The 26,905-nt window shown below is 45.3% G+C and carries 23 protein-coding genes, 1 tRNA gene and 3 pseudogenes; 12 read left to right on the forward strand and 15 right to left on the reverse strand.

Features of this window, described 5'->3' with window-relative positions:
- Positions 1-22: 22 nt before the first annotated feature.
- From F4V61_RS00585 to rluE, 3 genes are read right to left on the reverse strand one after another with little or no spacing between them, the layout of a single operon-like run.
- Complete coding sequence (locus tag F4V61_RS00585) at positions 23-484, reverse strand: NUDIX hydrolase (RefSeq protein ID WP_000917250.1); 462 nt, start codon at positions 482-484, stop codon at positions 23-25.
- Positions 485-495: 11 nt separating this feature from the next.
- Positions 496-825 carry a lysozyme inhibitor LprI family protein gene (locus F4V61_RS00590; protein WP_058345829.1) on the reverse strand — a complete coding sequence of 110 codons (330 nt, stop codon included), beginning with the start codon at positions 823-825 and terminating at the stop codon, positions 496-498.
- Positions 822-1,487: a 23S rRNA pseudouridine(2457) synthase RluE gene (rluE, locus tag F4V61_RS00595; RefSeq protein WP_080161044.1), complete on the reverse strand. Its 666-nt coding sequence runs from the start codon at positions 1,485-1,487 to the stop codon at positions 822-824. The genes F4V61_RS00590 and rluE overlap by 4 nt, the downstream gene beginning before the upstream one ends.
- Positions 1,488-1,658: 171 nt before the next feature.
- Here rluE and icd point away from each other — a divergent pair, with 171 nt between their 5' ends.
- Positions 1,659-2,909 carry an NADP-dependent isocitrate dehydrogenase gene (gene icd, locus F4V61_RS00600; protein ID WP_079827582.1) on the forward strand — a complete coding sequence of 417 codons (1,251 nt, stop codon included), beginning with the start codon at positions 1,659-1,661 and terminating at the stop codon, positions 2,907-2,909.
- A 435-nt stretch (positions 2,910-3,344) separates the two neighbouring features.
- Here the strand turns inward: icd and F4V61_RS00610 are convergent, their stop codons facing one another.
- A complete protein-coding gene (locus F4V61_RS00610; RefSeq protein ID WP_080161043.1) occupies positions 3,345-4,031 on the reverse strand; it encodes a PipA/GogA/GtgA family type III secretion system effector in 687 nt (228 codons plus the stop codon).
- Between the two features lie 325 nt (positions 4,032-4,356).
- On the opposite strand from F4V61_RS00610, the gene F4V61_RS22715 reads away from it, so the two are divergent.
- The 3 genes and pseudogenes from F4V61_RS22715 to F4V61_RS00620 all read left to right on the forward strand — a co-directional run bounded on the left by F4V61_RS22715 (position 4,357) and on the right by F4V61_RS00620 (position 5,944).
- On the forward strand, positions 4,357-4,503 hold the full coding sequence (locus F4V61_RS22715; protein WP_430624687.1) for a hypothetical protein: 147 nt from the start codon (positions 4,357-4,359) through the stop codon (positions 4,501-4,503).
- Positions 4,504-4,614: 111 nt separating this feature from the next.
- Positions 4,615-4,794: pseudogene (locus F4V61_RS22720) on the forward strand (IS3 family transposase); the annotation flags it as partial.
- 82 nt (positions 4,795-4,876) lie between these two features.
- A complete protein-coding gene (locus F4V61_RS00620) occupies positions 4,877-5,944 on the forward strand; it encodes an LD-carboxypeptidase (protein WP_232081967.1) in 1,068 nt (355 codons plus the stop codon).
- Positions 5,945-6,566: 622 nt separating this feature from the next.
- Here F4V61_RS00620 and F4V61_RS00625 read toward each other — a convergent pair.
- The 4 genes from F4V61_RS00625 to F4V61_RS00645 all read right to left on the reverse strand — a co-directional run bounded on the left by F4V61_RS00625 (position 6,567) and on the right by F4V61_RS00645 (position 12,200).
- Entirely contained in the window at positions 6,567-9,023 is a 2,457-nt protein-coding gene (locus F4V61_RS00625; protein ID WP_080161042.1) for an SET domain-containing protein-lysine N-methyltransferase, read from the reverse strand.
- Between the two features lie 237 nt (positions 9,024-9,260).
- Positions 9,261-10,208: an omptin family outer membrane protease gene (locus F4V61_RS00630; RefSeq protein ID WP_038396149.1), complete on the reverse strand. Its 948-nt coding sequence runs from the start codon at positions 10,206-10,208 to the stop codon at positions 9,261-9,263.
- A 499-nt stretch (positions 10,209-10,707) separates the two neighbouring features.
- Positions 10,708-10,998 (reverse strand): Bor family protein, encoded by a 291-nt coding sequence (locus tag F4V61_RS00635; protein WP_000598354.1) that lies wholly within the window; start codon positions 10,996-10,998, stop codon positions 10,708-10,710.
- A gap of 800 nt (positions 10,999-11,798) precedes the next feature.
- Entirely contained in the window at positions 11,799-12,200 is a 402-nt protein-coding gene (locus F4V61_RS00645; RefSeq protein ID WP_000695107.1) for a PPC domain-containing protein, read from the reverse strand.
- Positions 12,201-12,894: 694 nt separating this feature from the next.
- On the opposite strand from F4V61_RS00645, the gene F4V61_RS00650 reads away from it, so the two are divergent.
- Entirely contained in the window at positions 12,895-17,049 is a 4,155-nt protein-coding gene (locus F4V61_RS00650; protein ID WP_080161041.1) for a S6 family peptidase, read from the forward strand.
- A gap of 90 nt (positions 17,050-17,139) precedes the next feature.
- Here the strand turns inward: F4V61_RS00650 and F4V61_RS00655 are convergent, their stop codons facing one another.
- The 4 genes from F4V61_RS00655 to pagD form a co-directional block, all read right to left on the reverse strand.
- Positions 17,140-17,379: a DinI family protein gene (locus F4V61_RS00655; protein ID WP_000497456.1), complete on the reverse strand. Its 240-nt coding sequence runs from the start codon at positions 17,377-17,379 to the stop codon at positions 17,140-17,142.
- Between the two features lie 210 nt (positions 17,380-17,589).
- Positions 17,590-18,111 carry a ricin-type beta-trefoil lectin domain protein gene (locus tag F4V61_RS00660; RefSeq protein ID WP_012210247.1) on the reverse strand — a complete coding sequence of 174 codons (522 nt, stop codon included), beginning with the start codon at positions 18,109-18,111 and terminating at the stop codon, positions 17,590-17,592.
- Between the two features lie 546 nt (positions 18,112-18,657).
- The gene (gene cspF / locus F4V61_RS00665; protein WP_080161040.1) at positions 18,658-18,870 is read right to left on the reverse strand and encodes a cold shock-like protein CspF; all 213 of its coding nucleotides are present in this window, start codon (positions 18,868-18,870) and stop codon (positions 18,658-18,660) included.
- Between the two features lie 130 nt (positions 18,871-19,000).
- On the reverse strand, positions 19,001-19,264 hold the full coding sequence (gene pagD / locus F4V61_RS00670) for a virulence protein PagD (RefSeq protein WP_038396146.1): 264 nt from the start codon (positions 19,262-19,264) through the stop codon (positions 19,001-19,003).
- A 48-nt stretch (positions 19,265-19,312) separates the two neighbouring features.
- Between pagD and F4V61_RS00675 the strand changes: the two genes are divergently transcribed.
- From F4V61_RS00675 to F4V61_RS00685, 3 genes are all read left to right on the forward strand, one after another.
- Entirely contained in the window at positions 19,313-19,831 is a 519-nt protein-coding gene (locus F4V61_RS00675; protein WP_139814953.1) for a hypothetical protein, read from the forward strand.
- A gap of 283 nt (positions 19,832-20,114) precedes the next feature.
- On the forward strand, positions 20,115-20,672 hold the full coding sequence (locus tag F4V61_RS00680; protein ID WP_038396145.1) for an Ail/Lom family outer membrane beta-barrel protein: 558 nt from the start codon (positions 20,115-20,117) through the stop codon (positions 20,670-20,672).
- Between the two features lie 356 nt (positions 20,673-21,028).
- Positions 21,029-21,105: transfer RNA gene (locus F4V61_RS00685), tRNA-Arg, on the forward strand.
- A 729-nt stretch (positions 21,106-21,834) separates the two neighbouring features.
- Here F4V61_RS00685 and F4V61_RS00690 read toward each other — a convergent pair.
- Positions 21,835-22,179, reverse strand: coding sequence for a c-type lysozyme inhibitor (locus tag F4V61_RS00690; protein ID WP_012210244.1), 345 nt, complete (start codon positions 22,177-22,179; stop codon positions 21,835-21,837).
- A gap of 378 nt (positions 22,180-22,557) precedes the next feature.
- Here F4V61_RS00690 and F4V61_RS22580 point away from each other — a divergent pair, with 378 nt between their 5' ends.
- From F4V61_RS22580 to F4V61_RS00710, 4 genes and pseudogenes are all read left to right on the forward strand, one after another.
- A complete protein-coding gene (locus tag F4V61_RS22580; protein ID WP_000758949.1) occupies positions 22,558-22,683 on the forward strand; it encodes a hypothetical protein in 126 nt (41 codons plus the stop codon).
- Positions 22,684-22,881: 198 nt separating this feature from the next.
- Positions 22,882-23,154, forward strand: a pseudogene (locus F4V61_RS00700) (hypothetical protein).
- A 152-nt stretch (positions 23,155-23,306) separates the two neighbouring features.
- On the forward strand, positions 23,307-23,774 hold the full coding sequence (locus F4V61_RS00705; RefSeq protein ID WP_001218114.1) for an Hsp20 family protein: 468 nt from the start codon (positions 23,307-23,309) through the stop codon (positions 23,772-23,774).
- 340 nt (positions 23,775-24,114) lie between these two features.
- Complete coding sequence (locus F4V61_RS00710) at positions 24,115-25,158, forward strand: sialidase family protein (protein ID WP_058819349.1); 1,044 nt, start codon at positions 24,115-24,117, stop codon at positions 25,156-25,158.
- Positions 25,159-25,250: 92 nt separating this feature from the next.
- Here the strand turns inward: F4V61_RS00710 and F4V61_RS00715 are convergent.
- Positions 25,251-25,780, reverse strand: a pseudogene (locus F4V61_RS00715) (cytochrome b).
- 145 nt (positions 25,781-25,925) lie between these two features.
- Positions 25,926-26,240, reverse strand: a complete 315-nt coding sequence (locus F4V61_RS00720) for a TRL-like family protein (RefSeq protein ID WP_000791256.1) — start codon at positions 26,238-26,240, stop codon at positions 25,926-25,928.
- Positions 26,241-26,905 lie beyond the last annotated feature (665 nt).

The raw sequence follows: 26,905 nt of genomic DNA on the forward strand, positions 1-26,905 counted from the left end.
GCGTATTCTACCACGCAGCCCTTTACTTGACACCCTCTGTGAACGGCCAGTTAAATTCTCCCACTATGGATAGAGGGTAGCGTTGTCCCGTTTGATAACTGCGAATACTTTCAGCCACCAGGGGAGAGCGTAAATTAGACGCATTCAGAATCTCGTCGGCGCTAACCCAGCGGCAGCAATCGATATCATTGTCATGAGGTTCGGTTGCGCAAATATGATCCAGCTTAATAGCAAATAAAAAGCGTAAGAAAGGGGTTTTATCCGGCGCAATCCACTGATGCATACGGATAAAATATTGTGGTTGCGCTGTAATGCCAGTCTCTTCCCACAGTTCACGCGCAGCGGCCTGCGCCAGCGTTTCATCTGCTTCCAGATGTCCGGCAGGTTGATTCCATAACGATTTACCGTTGATGGTTTCTTCAACCACCAGAAATTTATCTTCGGCATGTACGATGCAGGCGACGGTCACGTGTGGCTTGAGCATATGCCTCCTTATTAAAGTGGTTTATCAATGTGATCATAAAGTGCGTCAAGTTGCTTCAGACGCTCATTATAAGCTTTCGTCAGGCACGCGGCGTCGGTCTTGCACTGCTGACGCTGTTTAAGCCAGCTCCGCTGGGCGTCCTGAAGCGCGCCGCGACTGCCCATCGCAAACAACCCTTTCAGAAACTGATACTTGGTGTGCATTTCCACATCTTTATCGTTGAGCGCCAGATGCGCGCAGATAGTCTTTTCATCCGCGGCTTTTGCTTTCTGACAGTCGAAGCTGGCCGCGTTGACTAATAAGGGTGTTAGTAAAGCAAAAGTAATCAGAAGCCGTTTCATCTGTCTTTCTCCTGTGCGATCTCGCGCCACTGTCCATTATTGAGACCGTTGAGCATGTAGTCGCCCATGCTGTAGCGAATTAATCGTAGAGTGGGATGGCCGACATGCGCTGTCATGCGTCTTATCTGGCGGTTACGGCCTTCATATAAGGTGACCTTTAACCAGGTGGTGGGAATATTTTTGCGTTCGCGAATTGGCGGAGTGCGCGGCCACAGCCAGTCCGGCTCCGCGACAATCTCAATACCGGCGGGTAGGGTAGGGCCATCGTTGAGCGTGACGCCAACACGTAGCGCCTGCAGCGCTTCGTGATCCGGGATGCCTTCTACCTGAACATAGTAAATCTTACCGGTACGTTTGTCGGGTTGTGTAAGGCGCGCTTGTAGCGCGCCGTCATTAGTCAGCACCAAAAGTCCTTCACTGTCGCGGTCCAGGCGGCCTGCGGCATAAACGCCTTGCACAGGAATAAAATCTTTTAACGTGCGGCGGCCTGCTTCATCCGTAAATTGCGGCAACACGTCGTAAGGTTTATTGAACAAAACCACGCGTTTTGGCTGGTTTCCTTTCCGTGGTTTAGGCGCTTGTCGTGAGCTGAATCGCTTAACGTAGTGATTTCTAAAAGAAGTTTTTTTCATGGTATGTTCATAACTTATTAATTGCCGCATTATAGCGCAATAAGGAGTGTCTTTCATGGCGGCAAACAATAGGGTAGTATTGACATGCTCATTACAAAACATTAACAAAAAATTGCTCTAACGCAGTCGTGCAGCAGGACGCCATTGCACATGCAGCGCGATGACAGACGAGCAAACCAGAAGCGCTCGAAGGAGAGGTGAATGGAAAGCAAAGTAGTTGTTCCGGCGGAAGGTAAAAAGATCACCCTGCAAAACGGTAAACTCAACGTTCCTGAGAATCCGATTATCCCGTTTATTGAAGGCGATGGTATTGGTGTTGATGTCACACCAGCCATGCTTAAAGTGGTCGATGCCGCCGTCGAGAAAGCCTATAAAGGCGAGCGTAAGATTTCCTGGATGGAAATTTACACCGGGGAAAAATCCACACAGGTTTACGGCCAGGATGTCTGGCTTCCCGCTGAAACTCTTGATTTAATTCGTGATTACCGTGTGGCGATTAAAGGTCCGTTGACCACGCCAGTTGGCGGCGGTATTCGCTCTCTCAACGTGGCGCTACGCCAGGAATTAGATCTTTACGTTTGTCTACGCCCGGTACGCTATTACCAGGGAACCCCAAGCCCGGTGAAACATCCGGAACTGACCGATATGGTCATTTTCCGTGAAAACTCTGAAGATATCTACGCGGGGATTGAATGGAAAGCTGACTCTGCGGACGCTGAGAAAGTGATCAAATTCTTGCGCGAAGAAATGGGCGTGAAGAAAATTCGCTTCCCTGAGCACTGCGGCATCGGTATCAAACCGTGTTCTGAAGAAGGTACCAAACGTCTGGTTCGTGCGGCGATTGAATACGCTATTACCAATGATCGCGATTCTGTCACGCTGGTGCATAAAGGCAATATCATGAAATTCACCGAAGGCGCGTTTAAAGACTGGGGCTACCAGTTGGCGCGCGACGAGTTTAGCGGTGAGCTTATCGACGGTGGTCCGTGGCTGAAAATTAAGAACCCGAACACGGGTAAAGAGATCGTGGTTAAAGACGTTATCGCTGATGCGTTCCTGCAACAAATCCTGTTGCGTCCGGCGGAATACGATGTTATCGCCTGTATGAATCTGAACGGTGACTATATTTCCGATGCCCTGGCAGCTCAGGTTGGCGGTATCGGTATTGCACCGGGTGCGAATATCGGCGACGAATGCGCGCTCTTTGAAGCGACTCACGGAACGGCGCCGAAATATGCGGGCCAGGATAAAGTCAACCCAGGCTCCATTATTCTGTCTGCAGAGATGATGTTGCGCCACATGCAGTGGTTCGAAGCCGCAGACCTGATTGTTAAAGGCATGGAAGGTGCCATTGCCGCGAAAACTGTCACTTACGATTTTGAACGTTTGATGGAAGGCGCGAAGCTGCTGAAATGTTCAGAGTTTGGCGACGCGATTATCGCGAATATGTAATATCGATAATTGTTAATAACATTAACGGGGGCTTAACGTCCCCGGTTTTATTATTAGCTTTCGAACGGTTATCAAAGTTTTATCAAAACACCCTTAATTCAGGCCGCAATAAATAATAGTCCATTCTTTACCCCGATCTTTATGGTAACGGGCTGCCTGATTTGGCGATTTATGTCCGAGCCGCTTTTGAGTATTAATCCCCTGAGCCTCGTAAAACATACTACACGAACAATACTGTTGACGATCTGGAATCAGGACGTCTTATTGTTGGTGTTTTCCACCTGACCAGAGGCGATGATATCTGCCATAACGTGTGAAGCAGAAGTGTTGTTAGGGCCGTTACAACCACCAGCGAAGATATTGAAGTATTTACAGACAAGCCCGCTACTAAGCGTTTTTATGTGTTTTTTTGTGTTTTTTTGTTTCCAGATGTGTCTAGTTATTGCTGGCGTAGGCTATTCTTGGAGGTGAAGGATGCCCCATCTCTTTCAGAATAATGTTGGTATATTCGACAACAGGGCCTCTTGGATGATTTTCTTCTTCATCCTGAAGATTGGTCAGCGCATGTACAATTTCATGCATAAACGAACGTGTTGTGTCAAAAAGTTGTGGACCTTCGTTACTTTCATAATGCTCAGGATATACATCATCATCATCAGTATCGTCCAGATTAAGACATATGACTCTCCTGCCTCCTGAAAGATTGAGGTCTTCCGGAGTCACGGTAGTTTCAAAGGTTTCGCCTGCCCCCAGTAACCAACGCTTCTCCACATCATATAGTTCTTTTTCATATGCGTAATTCATCAGTCTGCGGAATGTTCCGCTTTGGGTGTAGGCATTTTGAAGTACGGAGGATAGTTCACTATAGCATTCGTTATAAATGTCGTCATCAATTTCTGTATCAGGGTCTATTCCTCCCGCGCCTGAGATAAGATACTCCACCGCATACTCTGGCTCCAGACGGAATTCACTGTTTATGGCAAGGGTGTCATAAGCAAGACGTAGCTGTGAGGGGCTTTGTCCATGTTCGGGAATATCGGGGAAAACCGGTGTATCTGCGGTATTTAATCCGTATGTGGATGTTCCACTGTGAGATGATATTCTGGAGGTGCCTGGAAGCATAATTTTTTATTCCCTGACTATTATTATGAATTATTTAAATTAAATCATAATATTGTTTTGGGTTAATGTGTCACAAATAGATAACGCTATGATTCAGGTAAAATCAACAAGTTGGCGTGAATTTTTTGCTCTGTTGCTGATAAAGTTTTGTCATGGTGAATTCCCCTCAGTGGTAGGGCACCCGATCAAAGTAGATATTCCTTGCGAGCCATGTGGGTAGGGACATGGATCGCCGGAAGGCATCCGGCACTGTCAAAATTTGATCTTAGCCACCTGTAGTAAACAGGCGGCTAAGTGAGTAAACACTCTGACAGAGGTGACTCACATGACAAAACCAGCATCAACCAACAAGAAGCCACGTAAACAACACACACCTGAGTTTCGCAAGGAAGCCCTGAAGCTTGCTGAACGTGATGAAGAGCTGTCCATCCTGCAAAAGGCCGTGACATACTTCGCGAAGCGCCTGAAATGAAGTCTATCTTTATCGAAAAACATCAGGCCGAGTTCAGTAGGGCAATGTAACGGGTGCTCCGTGTTGTCCGTAGCGGCTGGTACGCCTGGCGTAACCGCCGTTTACGGGGCAATGCGCGGCAGCATGAGCGCTAAAGGTAACTGCTACGATAATGCCCGCGCGGAAAGCTTCTTCCACTCACTGAAGGTAGAATGTGTCCACGGTGAGCACTTTGCCAGCCGGGAAATAATGCGACCGACGGTATTTGATGATATTGAGTGCGATTACAATCGCAGGTATCTTTATAACTGATCAATGTACAACTTATTTAATAAGTGTTGATTTACTTTATGATAATATGAAACTTAAAGTCCTGCATTAAAGAGGCAGTATAATGGTGACTCGCCGTGAGCTTCTTTTGAAAACAGTTGGTGTAGCAGTTTGTAGCTCATTAGAGCTTAATTCGTTTGCGGGTATAAAAGATACATCACTCAATGTACCATCCTGGGATTTTTTAAAGGAAGGGGATGTCATTGATGTTATAGCTCCATCCTCGCCAATCGATGATCCACAAGAACGTTATAAAAAAATAGAAAAGTACTTTAAAGAAAACACGCCTTTTAAGATAAACATTCCGGACCATTTAATAGAGCCTACAGCGTTACTGGATGAAGCAAATACAATCTGGAAGCGCGCGAAATTTGTCTATGATGCTTTCAGTTCGGAGTCAAAAGCGATCTGGGCGATATCAGGTGGAGGTTGGGGCGCTAGTATACTTGGCGAATTGATGAGTTATCCGAAACCAGATAAAATAAAGCCAATTATTGGATATTCTGACATTACGGCATTACATATTTATGCAAATGAATATTTAAATTTTCCCTCGATACACTCCGTTGTGCTAGGTATTAATGGCGATATTTCCCTTGGATACAATAAAAATGGAGTAGGAGCAACACTAGATATTCTTAGCGGAAAAAAAACAGAGGTCATGTATGAATTATCACCGCTCAATAAATTAGCTGCTTCAATGACAGAGGTTACAGGTAAAATTGTTGGTGGAAATTCTCTTTTGGTATCTGCGCTTAATGGAGCGCCGGGTCTTTCGCTTAAAACTAAGGGGAAATTTCTATTCCTTGAGTCTATTGCAGATGATCCAGGCCAGTTTTCCAGGAAGCTGATGGGGCTGGCCTATTCGCCAGTAATAAAGGATTGCTTAGGGGTAATATTTGGGGATGTTATTAAAGATGGTGGCAAAACAAACTCACCTCTGGTGCAAAGTCAGTTTGATTATATTATTCACCGATTCGCAGAACAATTCATTGAAGATAAAATTGCTTTGAAAGCAAATAATCTTTTTGGCCATGGTGCGATAAATATGCCATTGCCACTTAATACTTTTGCTGTGGTAAAGCGTAGTGGAGCGAATATAACTGCTACAATTAGTACTAATAGAGTTTGAGCTTATTAACTCAGATATGGCCTTTTTCCCCGACATACTTCATCAGTCACCAGGCCCGGTTTACTCTACATTGTTGCCTGGTTTCGCGAAGAGCGAGCAAGATAGATAGTGCTTTAGTATAAACATAGTCTGACTAAAACCAGAACCTCGCTCAGGGCTGTGTCCACTATTGCTGGGTAAGATCAATGGGTTACAAATAAGTATTTTACCGACTATAACATGTTTTGGTAATAGTCGGTTTGAATCTAAAAAATAGTCTGTATCTCTTGTTTATGGCAATCTACATTTATTTAAAAGTAATTGTAACTTAATGATTTCGATCGAAGTGTATAAGTGTCTAATGGAGTGTGAAATATAACTTTGTTGTATTGAACTTTGTGGGGCTCTATTCACTAAGCTGATGATTATTAATGATAACAGTCTATATTTTATAGACATGAAAAGTTGGCTTTATCTATTCGATAATAGACAAATACATTTTTTTATTTTGGGAAGAGGTTTTAAACTCAATGAATTGTAAAGAACGGGAGCCGATAGATTCCCGTTCTTTACGACTTATGAAAAGCGTTCGCTAAAAAATCTGCCTCCCTGGTGCCGGGTAACAGGACAGAATAACGCATTTTTACCCTTCATCCGAAGAGGGCGACTCTTCCTTAACCTGCACTGAGCGTAGCGCTTCACCTGACTCAAAATGCATGTAGTCCGGTCCGTAATCAAACCAGAGTTCTTCCCCGGCGCTGATGTCGCGTGTGGTGAGGAAAAAGTGAATATTCTTCCCGACAAGCACCGCGCTGACGTTCTGTCTTGCTTCTCCTTCCGCCGTCCGATGGGTAAATACCGGGTTGTTAATCAGGCTAAGGAGATTACCCTGCGGGAAGCCGGACACCAGGCGCTCCTGGCTTCGCGTGGCAAAATAATAATTACTGGCATCCTTCCCATATTCTTTCTCATATTCACACCGTACCTTTTCACTGTCCAGCAGGCGACCGGAGTAGGGACCCAGTACGGTAAACGCCGCCAGATCGGTTCTTGCGTAGACTGTTCTCCCCCTGTAACCATCGCTGTCATCAAGGGGGATAGCGACGGACATCATCTCATTCATTCGCACATCATGGCTTCCTTCATTTTGCAGAAACCAGCCGATCACCTGATTAATCCTGGCCTTGGTCTGCCGGGATAACGTGCTAAAAAGCGGTCCCCACCGTGTGACCCGCAGGGTTTCAATCCGGCCTTCCGCCTGCGCCATAACCGATATCGTCGGATCACGCCAGTGCTGCAGGATGGGCAGGTCATTGTTTATCTGGTGTGTCCGCCAGGTCACGGCGTCTTCCTCTTCCTTGATCTGTTTTGCCGGCGGGGCGGAGTTATCTTCGTTGGTCCGGGGAAGTGAGCGTTTTTCCCCGTGGTTCTGCGGGGGGGGACTCACGATGACGGTTATCTCATCGCCAGTGTCTGAGGATGACGATACTTGTGGACTGGCACTTGTGACGGTTGCGGACGGCGATGATCGCGATGTGTGACGGGGGGACATTTCGTGGTCTGCCAGTGCCAAATACTTTCTGGCGCTCCTGTAGGATATCCCCTGTGTCTGCGCCCATGCTGCCCATCCTCCTGATGTGTGGCGCTCCTCCGGTGACATGTTAAACCATGCCAGAAGTTGCGCCTGTGTGATCGGGGAGCCTCTTTCTCCGGGGGGTTGCAGTCGTACTATCCCTTTGGGCTTCAGTCCCGTGTTTGTCAGATAGGATCTGGCACAACTGATGTCTACCCCTTGTGCCTGTGCCCACTTCATCCAGCCGCCTGCCTCGCGTTTTGCCTCCTGCGGCAGGTCTCGCCATGTCTGAATCTGCGTATTTGTAATGGGGGTACCTCTTTCCTCTGGCGGTTTCAGGCGCTCTGTACCAACGAGAGTCAGCCCGCTGTTTGTCAGAAAGGTTCTGGCACTTTTGATGTTTATCCCCTGTAACTGCGCCCACTTCATCCAGCCGCCTGCCTCGCGTTTCGTCTCCGGCGGCAGGTCCCGCCATGTCTGAATCTGCATATTTGTAATGGGGGTACTTCTTTCCCCTGGCGGTTTCAGGCGCTCTGTACCAACGAGAGTCAGTCCGCTGTTGGTCAGAAAGTTTCCTGCACTTCCGGAGGCTATTCCCTGTAACTGCGCCCATGTTTTCCAGCCGCCTGTCTCGCGTTTCGCCTCCGGCGGCAGGTCCCGCCATGCCTGAATCTGTGCATTTGTAATAGAGGACCCCTTCTCTTCGGGTTGTTGCATCCGCACCATACCTTGAGGGGTCAGTCCGGTATTTGTCAGATAATGTCTGGCACTGCTGATGGATATTCCCTGTGTCTGCGCCCATATTTTCCAGCCGCCTGCCTCGCGTTTCGTCTCCGGGGGCAGGCCCAGCCATGCCTGAATCTGTGCATTTGTAATGGAATACCCCTTCTCTTCAGGCTGTTGCAGCCGCACCATACCGTAGGTGGTCAGTCCGGTGTTTGTCAGATAATGTCTGGCACCGCTGATGGATATTCCCTGTGTATGCGCCCATATTTTCCAGCCGCCTGCCTCTCGTTTCGTCTCCGGCGGCAGGTCCCGCCATGCCTGAATCTGTGCATTTGTAATGCGGGTTCCTTTTCGGCTTTTTTCGGCGCTCTCTTCTGTTGTGGTAGCTACCGGGTTATCAGCGTTTAGCGGCAATAGTGTGCTGTCAATCGTTTCTTCCTGAGATTGTGCCGTATGCCATTCCTGGTCGCTCAGGTGAAGTGTGACGGTGGGAAAATCGTTGTTTTTACCGGAGGCAATCACGCAGATGGTTTCACCGGTATCGATTCTTCGCTCCGCGGTGAAGTTAGCCTGCCGTCCCGGAGACGCCAGCGCCTTTAGTTTAAAAAAACACATCAGTCTGTCCGACGACGACCTTCCTTCATCCGGCTGATAAAACGCGCGAAAGCATTGTGCGGCCTCATCCTGAGCGGGCAGGGCGAACCAGTCCCTGAGATTGTTCCACATCCCGCTGAAGTTGATGGGCGGTTCGCTACTACCTGCCGGTGGGTGAAGATGGATAACAGCTCCAATACCCCGCATAGTACCTCCTGCTGATGCTTATCTGGTTTTTGAGGCTAACAAGAGGACGCTACCATCGTTCATTTTAAATTATGACCATCAGGACTAACGTGCCCCAGCTCGGTTGGGTACTCCAAAAAGGTGAGCATCAGGTCACTGTTTGATCTTTTTCAGTCGCTATATTATTTTAAAATAGTTTTATTCGTTATGTATAATCAATCGATTAATTTGTCGGGCTTAGTGGCCCGACGGAAGTGTTTAGAATGTATATTTTAGACCGACAGTAGTCATGAAATTGTAATTTTCAATACCTGCGGTGTTTTTACTGTGTTCAGAGGTATTATTGCTGCGGTCATAAAGCGTAGTATCGCCTTTTTTGTTGGTTATGCGATTCCATGTCCCCTCAACATACAATTTCGCGTTAGGAGTAACATAGTACCCCGCGTTTGCTGCAATAGAGTAGTAGTTCTGATCCTTAACTTTACTACGGAAAGTGATCTCCCTTGCGTAGTGTTCATCGTTATCAGATGCACGTACCCAACCGCTGTATTTAAATGCGCCGCTAAACTCAAAGTTATCGTAACGGTAGCTACCCGTAAGACCGACATAAGGCATTTTAAATTGTTGTTTGTAGCCTATTCCTCTTTCGCCATCAAGGAATGATCCAGTTTCATTCCGGAAACCACCATTCTCGCTGTAAATATAGGTACCCCCGGTGGCATTGAAGCTGTAACGGCTTTCCTGGTAACCAGCCATAACACCAAGTCGATAGTCCGGCTCATTTAAAAACCAGCTTTTAATATTAAGATCGAATTCATTGGCGTAATTAAGATGAGTATTAGGATGTCTACTTTCATCTGTCCATGTTCCGGCATGACTGGCATCCTGCCAGTCCTTATCAACCATATTGGCTCCACGACTGTCGATGGTGCTCCATCCGGCAGCACCAACAGATAACCATGGCATCAGATCCCAGTTGATTGCACCTTTAATAATTGCAGCGTTATTGTATTTCCAGTCAAGTTGGCTAACTTTGCGCCCGCCTTCTGCTGGCTCGTAAACGCGTTCTTTTGTTTTTCCGCTTAGCGTTCCCAAACTGATATCTGCACTTACCTTTTCAGGGGTAAGGAAGCTGAATTCGGTTGAGGCTAAAGAGTTGAATGCAACAGGGGCGGTGAGAGCAATTCCCAGAAGTTTTAAACGCATAAAGATGACTCCATTCGTCATAGTTAATTATCAAGTAGGTATTCTTTTTATTCAGGCCAATTAGTCAATAATGGCACACTGTTTTGTTTAGTGTTTGTTTAATATTAGGGGTTAATTTGCTGATTCACTATTATGTGCCAGGTCAGGTATGACAATGGACAAAATGACCATAGGATATCATACGACGTATCTTTTGCCATGATGTATTATTCCTTCGTCGACTCGTATATACATGATGAGTGAGGCGGAAACCGAACTTCATTAGCGCGTTCGGAGTAGATGTAATGCGTGTTTAACGACACTCCCCAGCGGATGATTTTCCTGACGGACATATATCGGAGTTTGCTGGTGTAACTCCCCATGTCACTCCCCGGGGACCCGAACACGCGGATAATAAAAGCGCGGAAATGAGAATAATATATTTCATTCGATTAATTCCTTTGTTTTAACTTATGAGTTTTGTTTTTTCTTAAATAGCCCGCCTGCACGGGCCGCAATGTTAGTTTGAGCAATACACTCGGGCTTCAAGAGGCGTGTAAATTCCAAGAGTAACAAAGGCCAACAGACTGTTCACAAAGGTTTGCTGAGTTTCCGTACGCATCACCTTATCTGTACCACCACAGATTGCAGCGGCATCAACGGTTTTTTTCTGCCCCAGTCCGGAAATGAAGAAATGATGGGTGATAATTTGTTTGGGTGAGGTAACCGGTTCTGAACTCATTTTAAATGTTTGTTGAGCGCAGCCTGAGAGGAGAAGTACCAGTGCATAAGCGGATACCGTTTTAATCATACATTACCTCCATGGTAATAATGCCAATTGAGTCATTTTTGGTCAGCTCGTTTGTAACGGAAGGCAATTATATACAATTTTTTTATGGTTGAAAATGATAATTTTTATCATTTAAATGGGCGGCATAGGATGGCCCCGGCTAAAGGGACTGGGCAGAATTGAAACCTGACAACAAAGAAAATAAAGGAAGGCAATATTATTCGTACTGGTTCGTATGTCTGAATCTCTTGTCTGATAGCCACTTCGGACAGCCGCCAGCAATGGTGAACAGGATATAAATCTCATTCATCAGTAACCGTAAGCAGGAGATGTGGAGATGAATTAAATGAAAAAACGAGTCTCCTGTCATCATGTCGGAGAACAGTATTGACCACTATATCTTCACGCGAAGTTTTTTATATGCTTATCAGCGACATTTCCTCCATGAGGCCTGTACTAATATATGGAAGGCGTATAGCTCATCAGCGGATATGGCTACGGAGCATTTTGCAGAATGGGCATGAGCAACCTGGAACGGGTGAGGCGTCACACGTCCCAAGGACAGTGACCTGCGGTAGGGTGCCATGCTGACTGTAGAAGCTGCCCAGAATCTTACTTTCGAGAGCGTTAGTTTTATCAGGCGTCGTAGATGTCACGTTGGGCGGCGCTTTGAACGCCAGGCAACTAAACGATGAGGCAGCCAATGATATGACGAATATGTTTCTGAGCTTCATTTGATAATATCTCCGTTTAATTCTACATAATTGTGTATACACGGTCGGGGTCAGGTTATAGCGAGAGTGACGCCGCCAGATTGATGTCTACTTAATCTGAATATTGACCCTGTATTTTTTAGCTTTGTTTTTACGGGCGTCATTGCGTGTTTGAAGTATTCTCAGTTCATAGTTACCAGATGCGGGGAGCGTGTACTGACCGTTGTCATTAAGTGCCGATGAATACCTGGACAGGTCGACCGAGTCGCTTATCTCTGGTCCGAATAGGTAAGTATCCACGCCTTCATTAGAAATATTGACATGTAGTTGTTGTCCTTTTTTGGCCTGAAACTTATAGGTATCGTAATCGTATCCCTTTATTATTCCTGAGTATTGGGCACTGTAATGTCCTTTCCTGAACTCGACATTTATGTTCTTACCAGCCGCCAGACACGTTGAGGTTAGAAGCGCTAAAAGAAAAACGGCTTTACCGATACGCTTGATTTTCATATGTCAGTTCCTCCGTCAGGATTAACATGAGCCTTTGTTATACTATAACAATATGTTGTTATGGTGATCCAGAGCCTTTCCATCGTTTCGGCGCATTAAGTGGGTGACTTATTTCCATGGTCAGAAAAATTATAGCTTTTTAAAGGTGATGATAAAGACAGAGGTGTCCCTGACGATTCAGACTCCTTTATCAGAGAAGCCCAGCCAGATGCGCAGACTAAGATCTAATGCCTCCCACTGATAAAGTCCACCACTTATTATGATTTTGTTTTAAATTACGTCCATCGAAAATAGCGTGCCTTGGTCTGGCTGCTTACCAAAACAGAGAGTGCCTGTCGTTATTGTATCTCTTCTGGTACAGTGGTTATTTATAAAATATGCACTGGTACTGAAAACTAAAACTATATTATCTTCCAGTTTTGTGGCTTTAGGTGAAACAGTATTTCTGTGGTTTTAGTTTATGTGAGTTTTTTCCAGTAGTGATGATTGAAAGTCAGGTGGTTTAATGCAAATTTTATTTACTACCATTTTTGGTAGTGTGTGATATATTTTCGAAAGTAAAAAGTTACGAATGTAAAAAAAGATTTTTAATGTATGGTAATTTATTGCCAATCATTTTTATAGCTGGTACGTTTTATAATGTCAGGAATGACATCCAACTTGCATTGTATAATAAAATATACAGGGATTATCCATGAATAAAATATATGCACTGAAGTATAGTGTCAGACAAGGTGCTCTTGTGCCTGTTTCGGAACTGGCAACCCATGCAAAAAAATCATCTCGTACAGGTCTGATAAAAAGACTTATTCCATCGGTTATTATTAACACCCTTCTTTTAGGATATTCAGTCACATCGCTGGCCTCAGTCGTCAGGTATGATATCCCCTACCAGACAATAAGAGACTTTGCGGAGAATAAAGGGCAATTTACGCCGGGTAGTATGAATATTCCTGTTTACAGTAAAACAGGCACAGTTATTGGTTATCTGAATAATGCTCCAATGCCCGATTTCAGTAGCGCCAACCACCAGTCAGCGGTTGCCACACTTGTTTCGCCACAGTATATCGTGAGCGTAAAACATAATGGCGGCTATCAGAGTGTCAGTTTTGGTGATGGCGAAAATGGGTATCGTCTTGTTGACAGAAATAATCAGCCTGGACGAGATTTTCATGCCCCACGTTTAAATAAATTAGTTACCGAAGTCGAGCCTTCATTGATGACGCAGTCGGGGATGGTGTCTGGGGCTTATAGTGACAAAAATCGTTATCCCGCGTTTTACCGTGTAGGGTCCGGAACCCAGGAAATCAAAGAGACAGATGGCCATATAATCTCAATTTCTGGGGCATACAGTTATCTGACCGGCGGTACGGCAGGTGCGCCGGGATCTTATAATCAGGGCCAGATGATCAGTACTAATACTAATAAAGAGTTGTATAGCCTGGCGCAGGGGCCGATGGGAACACACCCACGCGTTGGTGATAGTGGTTCACCTTTATTCGCCTATGATTCTGTTTTACAAAAGTGGGTCATTGTCGGGGTGGATAGCTCCGGCGGCGGCGGTGGAACTAACTGGGCAGTGGTTGATGCGAATTTTGTAAACCAGGCCATTCAGGACGATACCGATGCGCCCGCAACTTTTATGGCAGACCAGGGCCCTCTGCGCTGGGCGTTTAATTCAACCGATGGTACAGGAACGCTTATCCAGCAAGAGACTGTCTATCAGATGCATGGTCAGAAAGGCACAGACCTGAATGAGGGGAAAAATCTGGTATTCAATGGCGCTGACGGCCAGATTGCGCTGGAAGACGCGGTTAACCAGGGGGCGGGGGCGCTGGCTTTTAATGGTAATTATACGGTATTCACCACTAACGGCTCCACCTGGAGGGGCGCAGGCCTGGACATTACCCAAGATGCGGAGGTGAGCTGGCAGGTGAACGGTGTTCAGGGCGACAATTTGCATAAGATTGGCGAGGGCGTGCTGAAGGTCAATGGAACCGGTATTAACCCAGGCGGACTGAAGGTTGGGGACGGTACGGTTATTCTGGCTCAGCGTCCTGATGAGGACGGAAAGGTTCAGGCCTTCAGTTCGGTGAATATCGCCAGTGGCCGACCAACGGTGATCCTTACCGATAGCCGGCAGGTGAACCCGGATAACATTAGCTGGGGCTTTAGGGGAGGCCGGCTTGATATAAACGGCAATGATGTCACTTTTCATAAAATTAACGCCGCGGATAATGGCGCGAATATCATTAATACCAGTGATACCTTTGCTACCGTTTCAATTAAGCCCCTCACGGACATGACGGTTACTATTAATGACTGGGATAAAAATAAGCCTTCCGGCGGTGCTGCCGGGTTATTGTATAAATATAATAACATTTACACCCATACAGTAGATTATTTTATCCAGAAGCGAAAAGGGTATGGATATTATCCTGTAAATCAGTCAGACAACGACAGTTGGGAGTATGTAGGACACAATGAGATGCAGGCTATTGAACGGGTAAAATCGCGGCGACCTATTGATGATAGAATTTATCACGGTAATATCGTAGGCAATATTCATCTTAATATTGATACCTCTCACAGTAACGGCGGCGTTATTTTTGACGGCAATATCGATACGCCTGATGGCGAGTTGATGCAGTCTGGCGGCCAACTGACTTTCCAGGGCCATCCGGTTATCCATGCCTATAACGGCAAATGGTTGACTGATAAGCTTAAATCACTTGGTGATGACTCTGTCAGAAATCAACCAACGTCTTTTGACCAGCCTGACTGGGAGAACCGGACATTTCATCTGAAAACATTAGTACTGAAAAATACCTATTTCGGCCTGGCCAGAAACGCGTCCCTGAACGGGAATATTGAGGCTGTTCATTCGTCCGTAACGTTGGGTACGCCGAATTTGTATATTGACCTGAATGACGGTAATGGCACAAAAGTAACGCCACAAAAGGGAATCTCGGTTGCCGGACAAGAATCGGATATGAGCCGCTATGCCGGGAAAGTGACGCTTAGCGAGCAGTCAACTCTCGACGTGCGTGAAATTTTCACCGGCAGTATCCAAAGCCAGGACAGCGACGTCACCGTTTCCTCGCGTCATGCGAAGCTGGATGATTACAGCCGGTTCGGCAACACGTCACTGACTCTTCAGGAAGGGGCCAGATTAACCGCCACCGGCGGGTGGTGGAGTGATTCAGACGTCATTGTCGGACCAGCCGCTACGCTGAGCCTGACAGGTACGCCCGCAGCTAGCCTGCCAGGGCAGATGAGTCCGGCGTTTTATTCCACCAATTATGGTGCGGGTTATCAACTGGGGGCCGCTAGTGAATTGCAATTTTCTCCTTACACCTTTGTAACCGGCGATATCCGGGCAGCGGGAGATGCCCGTATCGCCATTGGTAGTAGTGATAATGTCGTCCTGGCAGATAATCTACCCCTGGAAGAGCAGATGATGTACGGTTTGTTTAATGGTTTCCGTAACGTCTATTCGGGTAATGTTAGCGCCCCGCAAGGGCGAATGGCGATGACGGATACGCAGTGGCAGATGCCTGGCGATTCTCGTATAGGGGCACTGCGTATGACACGGTCGCTGTCCGGCTTTACCGGGCGCGGATTCCACACCCTGGTTACCGACACATTACAGGCCAACCAGTCTGCTTTTGCGCTCAGAACGGACCTGAAGGACAGTGACAAGATTGTAGTAAACCAGAACGCAGAGGGCCGGGACAACACCCTGTTTGTGAACTTCCTGAAAAAACCGTCCGGGAAAGAATCCCTGAATATTCCACTGGTCAGCGCCCCGGCGGGGACAAATCCAGCGATGTTTAAGGCCGCAGAACGGGTGACCGGGTTTAGTCTGGTGACGCCGACCCTGCACACGACAGAGCAGGATGGCAAAATACAGTGGATACTGGACGGGTTTAAAACCGCGCCGGACAAAGGGGCAGCCAGGTCGGCCAACAGTTTTATGGGCATGGGGTATAAAAACTTCATGACCGAAGTGAACAATCTGAACAAACGTATGGGTGATCTGCGGGATACTCAGGGCGAGGACGGGATGTGGGTACGTATCATGAATGGTGCCGGAACCGGTGACGCCGGATATTCTGATCGCTACACCCATCTGCAAACGGGGTTTGATAAAAAACATCGGTTGCCAGGGGCTGACTTATTCACCGGTGTCCTGATGAGTTATACCGACAGCAGCGCCAGCGGTCGGGCCTACAGTGGCGACACACATTCGCTCGGCGGCGGGTTGTACGCCTCCGTGATGTTTGATTCGGGGGCATATATGGATGTTATCGGCAAGTATATCCACCATGATAATGACTATAACGCCGGATTTGCCGGTCTGGGTAAACGGAATTACGGTACACACTCATGGTATGCCGGTCTGGAGGGCGGATATCGCTATCATCTCACAGAAAGCCTGTATATTGAGCCGCAGGCGGAACTGGTTTACGGAATCGTGTCCGGAACGACGCTGAAATGGAACGATAATGGCATGGATGTGTCGATGCGCAGCAAGACGTATAACCCGTTGATAGGGCGTACAGGCGTGGCCCTGGGGAAAACGTTCAGTGGAAAGGACTGGAGCGTTACGGCCCATACTGGCGTGGATTACCAGTTTGACCTGGTAACCAATGGCGAGACGGCGCTACGTGATGCATCCGGCGAGAAACGTTTTACCGGTGAAAAGGACAGCAGAATGCTGTACAACGTGGGCCTGAATGCGCAGGTGAAGGACAATGTACGTTTTGGCCTGGAGCTGGAGCAGTCGGCATTTGGCAAATATAATGTTGACCATGCCATAAACGCTAACTTCCGCTATATGTTCTGAGCGGCGCATTTGCGTTATATCGTCACAGACAGCGCCTTAGCGCGCTGTTTTTTCCCGGATATACTGTACTTTCTCAGGAGGTTACACGCGTTATTCTGCAACCAGCCACATATCGGCCTCTTCAAACATTTCTTCCAGCATGCGGTTCAACCGTTCTTTCTCGGTTTTTGTACAGTCACTGTTTAATGCATTTGCTTGCATTGGCTTAACTCTCACTTGCGCAGCGGGAAAGATGCGATGCACACGCTTTGTGAGTTCATTGAGGATAATCTCTCGTGCTCCCGGCAGGCCTTCTACATTTCTCTTGTCATAAACGAGTTCGACGAACATCGTTATTTCCTTTTTACTGGTTAGATAAACAGTATTTAAACTGGGTGAATTACCAGTGTCAAGGTTTAGCCGCAGTTTTGTCATCCTGACGACGGTTAACGTTGCGGACATCAAAGTAAATCGACCGAACGTGAGAGTGAAAGCCGCCAACCCGTTGCTGTGTCATGAGGTTAGCGGCATGAGTCTCACAGTGATTCCTGTTGGCGACTACTACCTGATGGTAAATTCCAGAGCGCGGCTGAAATCGCAATCGGCCAACACAACAGGGTTGCCTTTTCTGACAATAAAACTATTTGTACCCAGGCATTTTCGGCTCTGTTTCCCCTTAATTTTGTTATCATCAGTAAACCAGCGCTGATTATCATTACCCGTGCATGAATAAAGAATGACTGGCGTACCTTCTTTTGTCCCCTGTCCTGCGGCATCCAGACATTTCACACCATGCGTGATCCTGTCCCGGTAAAATGAGAAAAGCTGAGATTGCACATGTTTACACTCCTGAAGCGTCAAACGATTCTGTTGCTCTGAGCCCGCATCAAGACACAGACCATCTGTTGTCCGAATTTGTTCCGCATCATTTATGTAATAACCGTCGGAATTAATCTGATTTTGCGTAATGACCGGAAACGATAAATTAATACTATAAGGTGCTGGTAAGCCGTCATTCGTACATCCACATAAAACAGAGGAGAGGCAGAGGACTAGTATTGTTTTTCCTGAAAGTAATGCCATTAAATTATTACCCTAAAAATAAATAGCGTTATAACTATATTAAGAAATTTATACCCACTGCATATTACGTAGCGTCGAGGTGGCAATAGAGAGAATTCCGATAGTCTTACATAAATAACTCGGTTAAACGCACGCAGCCAGCCGGGAGGCGACTCCTATGACGATGGGTATATAGTGCTGGATACTTTTGTAATATTAAATGCTATCACAGCGGAAAACGGTTGTACATTTCTCTACGTTAAACAAAATGAGATGATTTGATGACATCCGATATGTGTTAAAAGTGGCAGCGGGATGACATTAGTAAAATAAATTATTGAGATGTTTGTCACTGAAAATGGCTTGTGTCTTTTTTAAGCAAAACTTCATTCCAGGCGGCAGAGCTATACATACCCTTACCTGGTGAATCTAAACATAGTTCATTAATGGTTAGCATATAATATGAACGCTTAGCACTATCAGCCAGCTACCTTAAATAAACAGCCTGTTTTATAAGAACGCTCCTGCCATAGCGCCCTCACTAACTTTTTCTGAAAAAATGCTGAATTATGAAAGATAAACGTTGGCGGCGGTAGGCCCGCGGAGGCCATGAATGCGACAAAACTCAACGCATATACCGGGGATAAGCACTTCTGCTTCGTGTTGGCTGCATGTTGAAATATGGACCTGAACATCTTTACGTCCATCGTAAGGGGTGAGGAGACCTTTACTGCTCTTACAATCAAAGGTCTTGACAATTCCTGTCATTTTACAAGACAAACACATACCTCAAAGGGGATAACGAGGCGCACTATACACGCTAGTAAAAATGATACCAACTATATTTCATGGCAATAAAGATTTCCGGATGGCTAAAAGTAGCCGATCGGCGCCATCGCAGATGGTGGCATTACATTCTGGTTAAAGTATTTTCTTTTTTAGACCCATTGGTTGGCGCGGGCATCATAGGTTTTGTAGTAGAACAGAACGGCGAATTAATCTTCCTGGCTTGTTTTTTATCGGTATTTGCAGGGGGTTGCGGGGTTTTACTACCAAAATCGTAGATAAAAATTTCCCAGGATGCCTGTTGTAAACCGGGAGAACGGTATGAACTGGCTAAAACAGGTAATGAAAAAATAATTAATGACCAAAGCATAAAAGCATGATGCTTCATAATACCTCCTGTTATATGTAATGACTTATGTATTTCATATGCGGAATTATGGATCGTCATCACCATCTTTTATTAAACGAAGAGTTAACTATTCTTAATATTAATATGTTTTATATAGAGATAAGCAATTTTATTGAATATTCAATATTTGCGGTTGTTATTATTTTTGTGGAATGTAAACTTTTTATCAATACAGGCGATATTTATGTTGGGATTGTGAGGGTTGATTCTATTCTTATAACAAGAAATGTTGTAATTGATAGATATGTTAAAAAATTAATTGGAGGAGGGAATGATGCATGTTGTGAAATTTTTGCAACCAATAGTACTGGGCAGCATAGTGAAACATGTTTGCAGCGCCAACGATGGCATATAACTGTATTTCGTCTGGAGAGTCAAGTGAGGACTATGAAGCACAATGCGATATCTTCTGGTTATATGGCGAATTTGCTTACTGGGCATGTTTTGGGCTGGTCGGCGTCAGCTATTTCGGTATACGAGAGATGCAGAATATTTTATTTGAATATCAACAACTTAAACCAGAATTGTTTTTTCTGTAGTGGCTAAATACTTCATAATAGGGGCTCTTAAATTCGTATGTATGAGAAAGATTAGAATCCACATTTATTAATATTAGATGACCCTGGAGAGCTGGTTGTCTTAATAAACGATACGGGTCCTCGTTAGTGAAAATATCCTTAAGGAAGTAAACGCATCGGGAGCGATAGCGGTGAATTATTCGTGGTTTTATCGATTCGGCATAGTGGCGATAACTGAATGTCGGATCGGTACTGCGGGTGTTTAAACGCACCGTAAATAAGAAGTAGTATTAAGGCATTAAGGAGTTGTTATGAAAAACTTTATTTTTTCCACTTTAGTTGTTACTACAAGCGTTTGGGTTGTAAATGTTGCACAGGCCGATACTAACGCACTTTCCGTGGGGTATGCACAAAGTAAAGTTCAGGATTTCAAAAACATTCGTGGGGTAAATATGAAATACCGCTATGAGGATGACTCTCCGGTAAGTTTCATTACCTCGCTAAGTTATTTATATGGAGATAGCAAGGCTTCGGGGTCGAGTGAACCTGAAGGCATCCATTACCATGACAAGTTTGAGGTGAAGTATGGTTCTTTAATGGTTGGGCCAGCTTATCGATTGAACGATAATTTCTCGTTATACGCGCTGGGCGGTGCCGGTACAATGAAGGCAACACTTAAAGAACACTCCACTCAGGATGGTGAGTCGGCCTCTGGCAAAATATCCTCAAGGAAAACCGGGTTTGCTTGGGGCGCGGGTGTACAGATGAACCCGATGGAGAATATTGTTATTGATGTAGGGTATGAAGGAAGCAATATCTCCTCTACAAAAATAAACGGCTTCAACGTCGGGGTTGGATACCGTTTCTGAAAAGCCTGATCTATGCGGAAGGTTCGCCTTCCGCACCGCCAGACAATAAAATAGGGGGCCTTTTTACCGTAAACAAGTACCCTCCTGTCTTTTCTCTCTTCATGATATCGCTTTGAACATAACATTTCACAGCATGAGCGCAGGTAAGTGATAAGCAGGACGGAAGACCTGGTGTAAATAACGACAGAACTAACAAGAGGCATCCATAAAAATTTTCTGTGGATTAATCACAATGTCATCAAGATGTTGTGACAACCTTTGCATATTGTACCCGCCGTTGACCGACTGGTGAAAAGTAGCAATGGATGGATCTTATCCAGTAGAGCGCCATTTTTGCTCCTGACAGGGGTCTCCAGCCGCCACTAGCTCAGCGGGATAGAGCATCAACCTCCTAAGTTGATGGTGCGAGGTTCGAGGCCTCGGTGGCGGTCCAATGTGGTTATCGTATAACGTTATTACCTCAGTGTCTGGCTGATGATGTGGGTTAGATTCCCACTGACCACTTCAGTTTTGAATAAGTCTTGTTTTGCAATTATGTTACAGGATTATTTCATTTATTACGTGACAAGATAGTCATTTATAAAAAATGCACAAAAATGTTATTGTCGTTTATTTCTGGTGAGTTGTAGATTTTTCTTATGCGGTGAATCCCCCTTTGCGGCGGGGCGTCCAGTCGAAATAGTTAATGTTCCTCGCGAATCATATTGACTGTGGTATGGTTCACCGGGAGGCACCCGGCACCGCTATTTTATAAAGTGAAATTCACCGTCTATGGTTTAGTGCGGTGGTTTTTCACATCAGGCAGGAATAATGCTGGTCAGCTTGAAAGGTACGATCAATAGCAGAAATAAATGGTTCCATTGATGGCCTGAAGATTTAACCGCGCCAGAGCGTATGCAAGACCCTGGCGCGGTTGGCTGGTGATCGTTCGATAGTGCGAATATGAATGGTTACCAGCCGCTGCGAATTCTACCTATGCCATCTGATAAAGCAAAACATTTAGATGCTAAACAACGGTAATTCAGACAGTTCGAACTTTTCTTTAAAAATGGTTATTAGTTAGCCGTTGTGACACGGTGATGACTCATATATTCTTTAACGTTACTTAATGGATGCTTGAAAAGGAAATGCCTGAAGACTCATCATCAGACATTTCTAAAGTTTAGTTAGCTAAGTAACAGTTGCTGAGAACGGGTTTATCATCACCCTCTACCAGTTCGGCCGTTTTGCCTTTGGTATAAAGTTTATAAGTATAATTTTTGTTCATGGCTTCATAGTTTGCCCCTGAAGCCATCTTCATTAGGCGCATCGGGATCATCTCGTTTACCTGATTGATAATCGCGTAGGCGTTTCCAGCTTCGGTGTTGACGTAAACCACCTCCATAACTTGGTTATCATTACAGGTGTATATAGATTTAGAAATCTCCTGCGAAGCTGCTATAGAAGCGGTACTGGCGCTAAGCGCCGTGAGAAAGAGAGTCAGTGGGATCAATTTTCGTTTCATCATTAGTGTCCTTGGTTCATATTGTTGTAGTTAATTCCCTAAAGTACGGGAGATACGGCAGGATCAATATCATTAATGCTATAGCGTTCCTCTATACTGGTGATAAGTGTCGCCAGAAAAACATGTTATAATTTATCCATCATTGACATATGCGATGAGCAGACAATTCTTAAAATCATAAACCATAGGCGGCAAATCATTATCGCGCGATGGAAAATAATCTTCACTTCTGTTCAATACTAACGCAATGCAACTGGGGAAGACGTTACCATTCACTATCTTGCTTCAAACAGAAGCTGTCAGTGAAACTATTTCTTCAAATGGTGGTCTTTTTATTATAGGTCAGGTAATGAAGTTAGCAGGGATAATTCAGGAGTATATGTGAAAAAGTGGCTTATAGGGGGGATGTTGATCGCAAGTTTTCTGACAGGATGTCTGATGTGGCACAATATTGATAAATGGTTTAACAAAGATATAGAAGCTTTCTACGCCGGAGACGATAATTAAATCTTCTGTTGGTTTAGACTGGCCCCTCTCTTCAGATGTTGCGCCCCTGAGCCGCCGGGCGCAAATTGTATTTACATTAATACCATTTCATAAAGATTTTAGCGTCAATGCGAATAGTCCCTGTAGCGTGCTAACGGTCCTCTGACGTGACAAGATGAATAAGCCAGGTTTTTGTGCCAGCGGTGACTGAAACATATTTTGTTCCCGGTGGGCTTACTGCCAGTTGCTGAAAAAAACAACGATTGTGTAACTGTTGTAGAGGTTGACGCATACGACGACCGTGAATTTTATTTTTGGCGACCATATTTCCTCCAAAAAGGCCGCCCGAAGGCGGCGCTGGGTCTAATAATGGAGAAGGGGTGTTGGTCACTGCCATAACCAACTTGCTTACATTAATGCAATTGGTAATCATTATCAATTATGCGGTGAAGAAAAATTGTAAAGATGAAGGGATATCAGAAATGGCAGTGAATAGGGATGGTGTTTTTCGTTAGCCCTTAAATTCGTAGATAAAAAAATGCTTTTACAGGCTTGAAAATGTTTCATCTGCCCCTATTTAGTCAATGAACAAGCAATGCTTGCCTTAATGTTGAACTTTTGAATAGTGATTCAGGAGGTTAATGATGGCACTCAGAACCTTGTCAGCACTTCCCGTGTTTGCTGATTCTCTTTTCTCGGACCGTTTCCACCGTATTGACAGACTTTTCAGCCAATTAACAGGAGATACGCCAGTCGCTGCGACGCCGGCTTACGATCTGAAAAAGCGCGATGCGAATAACTATCTGCTTACCTTGAGTGTTCCAGGCTGGAAGGAGGAGGAGCTTGAAATTGAAACCGTTGGAGGCAACCTGAATATTACGGGTAAACACACCGAAGATACCGTAGAAGATCAGGCTAACTGGATTTACCGCGGTATTCGTAAGACTGATTTCCAGTTAAGTTTTTCTTTGCCTGAACATGCTAAGGTGAATAATGCGAAACTCGAACAGGGGCTCTTGTCGGTAGAGATTTACCAGGAGATTCCTGAAAGCGAGAAACCGAAAAAAATAGCCATAGAAAGCAAGCAAAAGGCGCTTGAACACAAATCATAATCACGTTAATGAAGGCCCGATTAGACGGGCCTTCATTGCCTGTAGCGAAAAAAATCTTGTCTTGCCTGTAGGCACAGATAGCTAAATATTATAACCCTGACCTCTATATTATCCCGTGCCACTGACCTCGTCGCCATTGGACGGCGGTAAGTTGGAATTATCCGCGAGGTCAGTCCAATTTCTGCCCATTCTCTATAATCCTGCCTGTAATGATCGCGATATCTGAACGAAATTCGTATAACGATCCATCGTTTTAATCTTGTTGATGCTATTTCTGCTATCACTGCTGTTATAGGTGAAAAAAGCGGGTGCCTTACAACATCATTTATCAGAGGCAGGTATGAAATTAGCGCTCGTCAATCGACAGAAAATTATACCTGCAAGTAGAGCCGCGCCTTTCCAGTGCCATGCTTCTACGCTGGTATGTCTACCGTGCGGTACGCTTGTGGCCGCATGGTTCGCGGGTCTGCGCGAAGGAAGTGAAGATACGGCCATTTGGCTATCTCGTTATGAACATAATATCTGGACGAAACCGCAGCGAGTAGCAGCTTGCGAAGGGGAAGCACACTGGAATCCGGTGCTCTTTTCCCCGTCGGACAGATTGTGGTTATTTTATAAAGTGGGCAGCGATGTACATGTGTGGAAAACCTGGTTTATCACCTCCAGCGATCGAGGATTTACCTGGAGCACGCCAACTGAGTTGGTCAAGGGTGATATTCTGCCGCGCGGCCCAGCAAAAAATAAACTCCTGCTGGCATCAAATGGCGCCTGGATTGCGCCGGGATCGATTGAGAACGCTGAACATTGGGAGGCATTTGTGGATCGTTCCTGTGACGAAGGAAAACATTGGGATATCTCTTTTGTTCCGCTGGAGCCTCATAACATGATTTCCGGGAAAAACGTAGCGTTGTGGGAGGGAATAAAAAAGGGCATGTTGTGGGAGTGTTGTCTGGAAAACCTTCTGCGCTGGGATGGCGTTATTCAGCCTACGCTGTGGGAATCTTCTCCGGGGCATATCCATATGTTATTACGAAGTACACGCGGGGCAGTTTTCCGGAGTGATTCAACAGATTATGGCGCTACCTGGTCTGTTGCTCGCGCCACAGCCTTACCAAATAACAATAGCGGTATCGATTTGGTTAGTATGCAGGACGGTACGCTGATTCTCGCGTTAAACCCTGTCAACGGCAACTGGGGAAAGCGTTATCCGCTCTCACTCATTGCTTCCTGTGATAATGGCACATCATGGCTACCATTACTGGAACTTGAAAGTAACCGTGGTGAGTATTCTTATCCCGCTATTATTAATGAGGAGGGAGTTGTACATATCACCTACACGTGGAACCGGAAAAATATCGTATACTGTCGATTACAAACTAAGTAAGGCGCTATAAGGCGAAACCGACAGCGCCTGGCAAAATTTGGAATAATAATGTCTTGCCAGGTGCGGGTCTATCATGCGAGATGGCCGAATAATTACGATTTACCGGGCAACATCCTTGAAAAAATATCGTCTTTTTGTATGTAAAGGTGAAACAACGCCGCTGCCGCATGCATTGCAATCAGGAAATAACCGATATTCGCCAGCACTTCATGAATGCGCTTTATATCCGATTTTAGCGTACTATCTGAAGTCAAAAATACCGGTACAGTAATACCAAAAAAGCTCCAGTTTTCCCGCTTAACGTCATCATCGCGACGCCCAGCAGCGGTAAGGTAAGAAAAGTTAGATAAAGCGCGATATGCACTAATGTAGCGGCCACCTGCTGCCAGCGAGGAAGGGGAGGCGTAATGGCGGGGGCCGGGTATTTATGTTTAAGGTATAAACGTAAAAACATCAACGCCCAGACCAGAACGTCCATATCATAGTGCATATCTTTCATAAACAGGTAAACGCTGGAACCTTTTGGCGCCCACCCCCGTAACTCAGTGGCGGCATAAGCAATGCCTGTCAGGAGCAGTGTTAACCAGTGAAGTGTTATTTGCAGTCTTGAGAAATGTGCCATTATTATCCTTTCTTGACAACTATTTGTAGGATATGCGTAAAATCTTAACAGAACCTTAAAGCGCGATTCGTAGTCGCGAAGAACTGATATGGATAGCGGCACGTAAAATGGATAAAAAGCCGGCTGTATCGCCGGCTTCACGTTGTTATTGCCCTCTTACGACAATACAGGTTTTACCATAAAACGGATATGAACCCGTAGTTTCATAATCAACGCTTGACACTAAAGAAATAGCCCCTGCTTTTTTCGCTGAATCAATGGATGCGTCCCCGGTATTGACAATACCCAATACCGTTTGCGCACATGCTTTACCGGTTTTGGTTGCCGGGAGACTGGTGGTCGTAATTGGCCCTTTAACATCTGTATATAACCCAATCCCTGTCGGCGACGGCCCTGTAGCACAGCCCGTTAAAAGAGAACCAATAAAGATAATTGAAAAGATGTGTTTTTTATTTTTCATAGAAATAGTCCATTATAAATTAATAGAAAAACTACCGTCCAGAAGCGTCCGGACAGCCATTTAAAATGATTGTGTACATTAAATACACAATATTACTCTTTGCATCCTCCTGTTGATGTCGTACCTGATGGACAAATATCTGTAGAAGCCGGATATATTCCCTACGCAGAGTTTTTGGAACTTGCACATCCTGCTAGCAATGAGGACAGTACGGTTAAAAAAATCACTATGAACCGTGTCTACGTTAGCATTTTTCTGCTCAACTCCTCAGCATGTCATTTTATAGGGTTGCCATATGACTGGTGTTCTGATGATAAGTTTCATTAACCCCCGATTCGTTTAATATTGGTTTAGGTTTGAGGCAATGGATGCTAATTGCGATACGTTCTTACGCTTCACAGCTAAATAAAAACGATGAGAAAATGAACAGTGCTGAATGCGTAGGCTTAATGCAGGATATTGTTGAAATAAGAAAATAAGATGGGGTCAATTAACCCGGTGTTTTTTGCGTCATTCCCCGCACCGTTTATCCCAGTCAAAAGCAGTCTTTACTCGACGGTGGCATTGGCAAATGGCGCATACTGTATTGACCGTCAGTAGACGTCCAAATTTTTAGTATGATGTTTTTAGAGAATCGTCATACTTTCTGTTCTGCATCATTTTTT

Source organism: Salmonella enterica subsp. arizonae (assembly GCF_008692845.1).
Taxonomy (GTDB): domain Bacteria; phylum Pseudomonadota; class Gammaproteobacteria; order Enterobacterales; family Enterobacteriaceae; genus Salmonella; species Salmonella arizonae.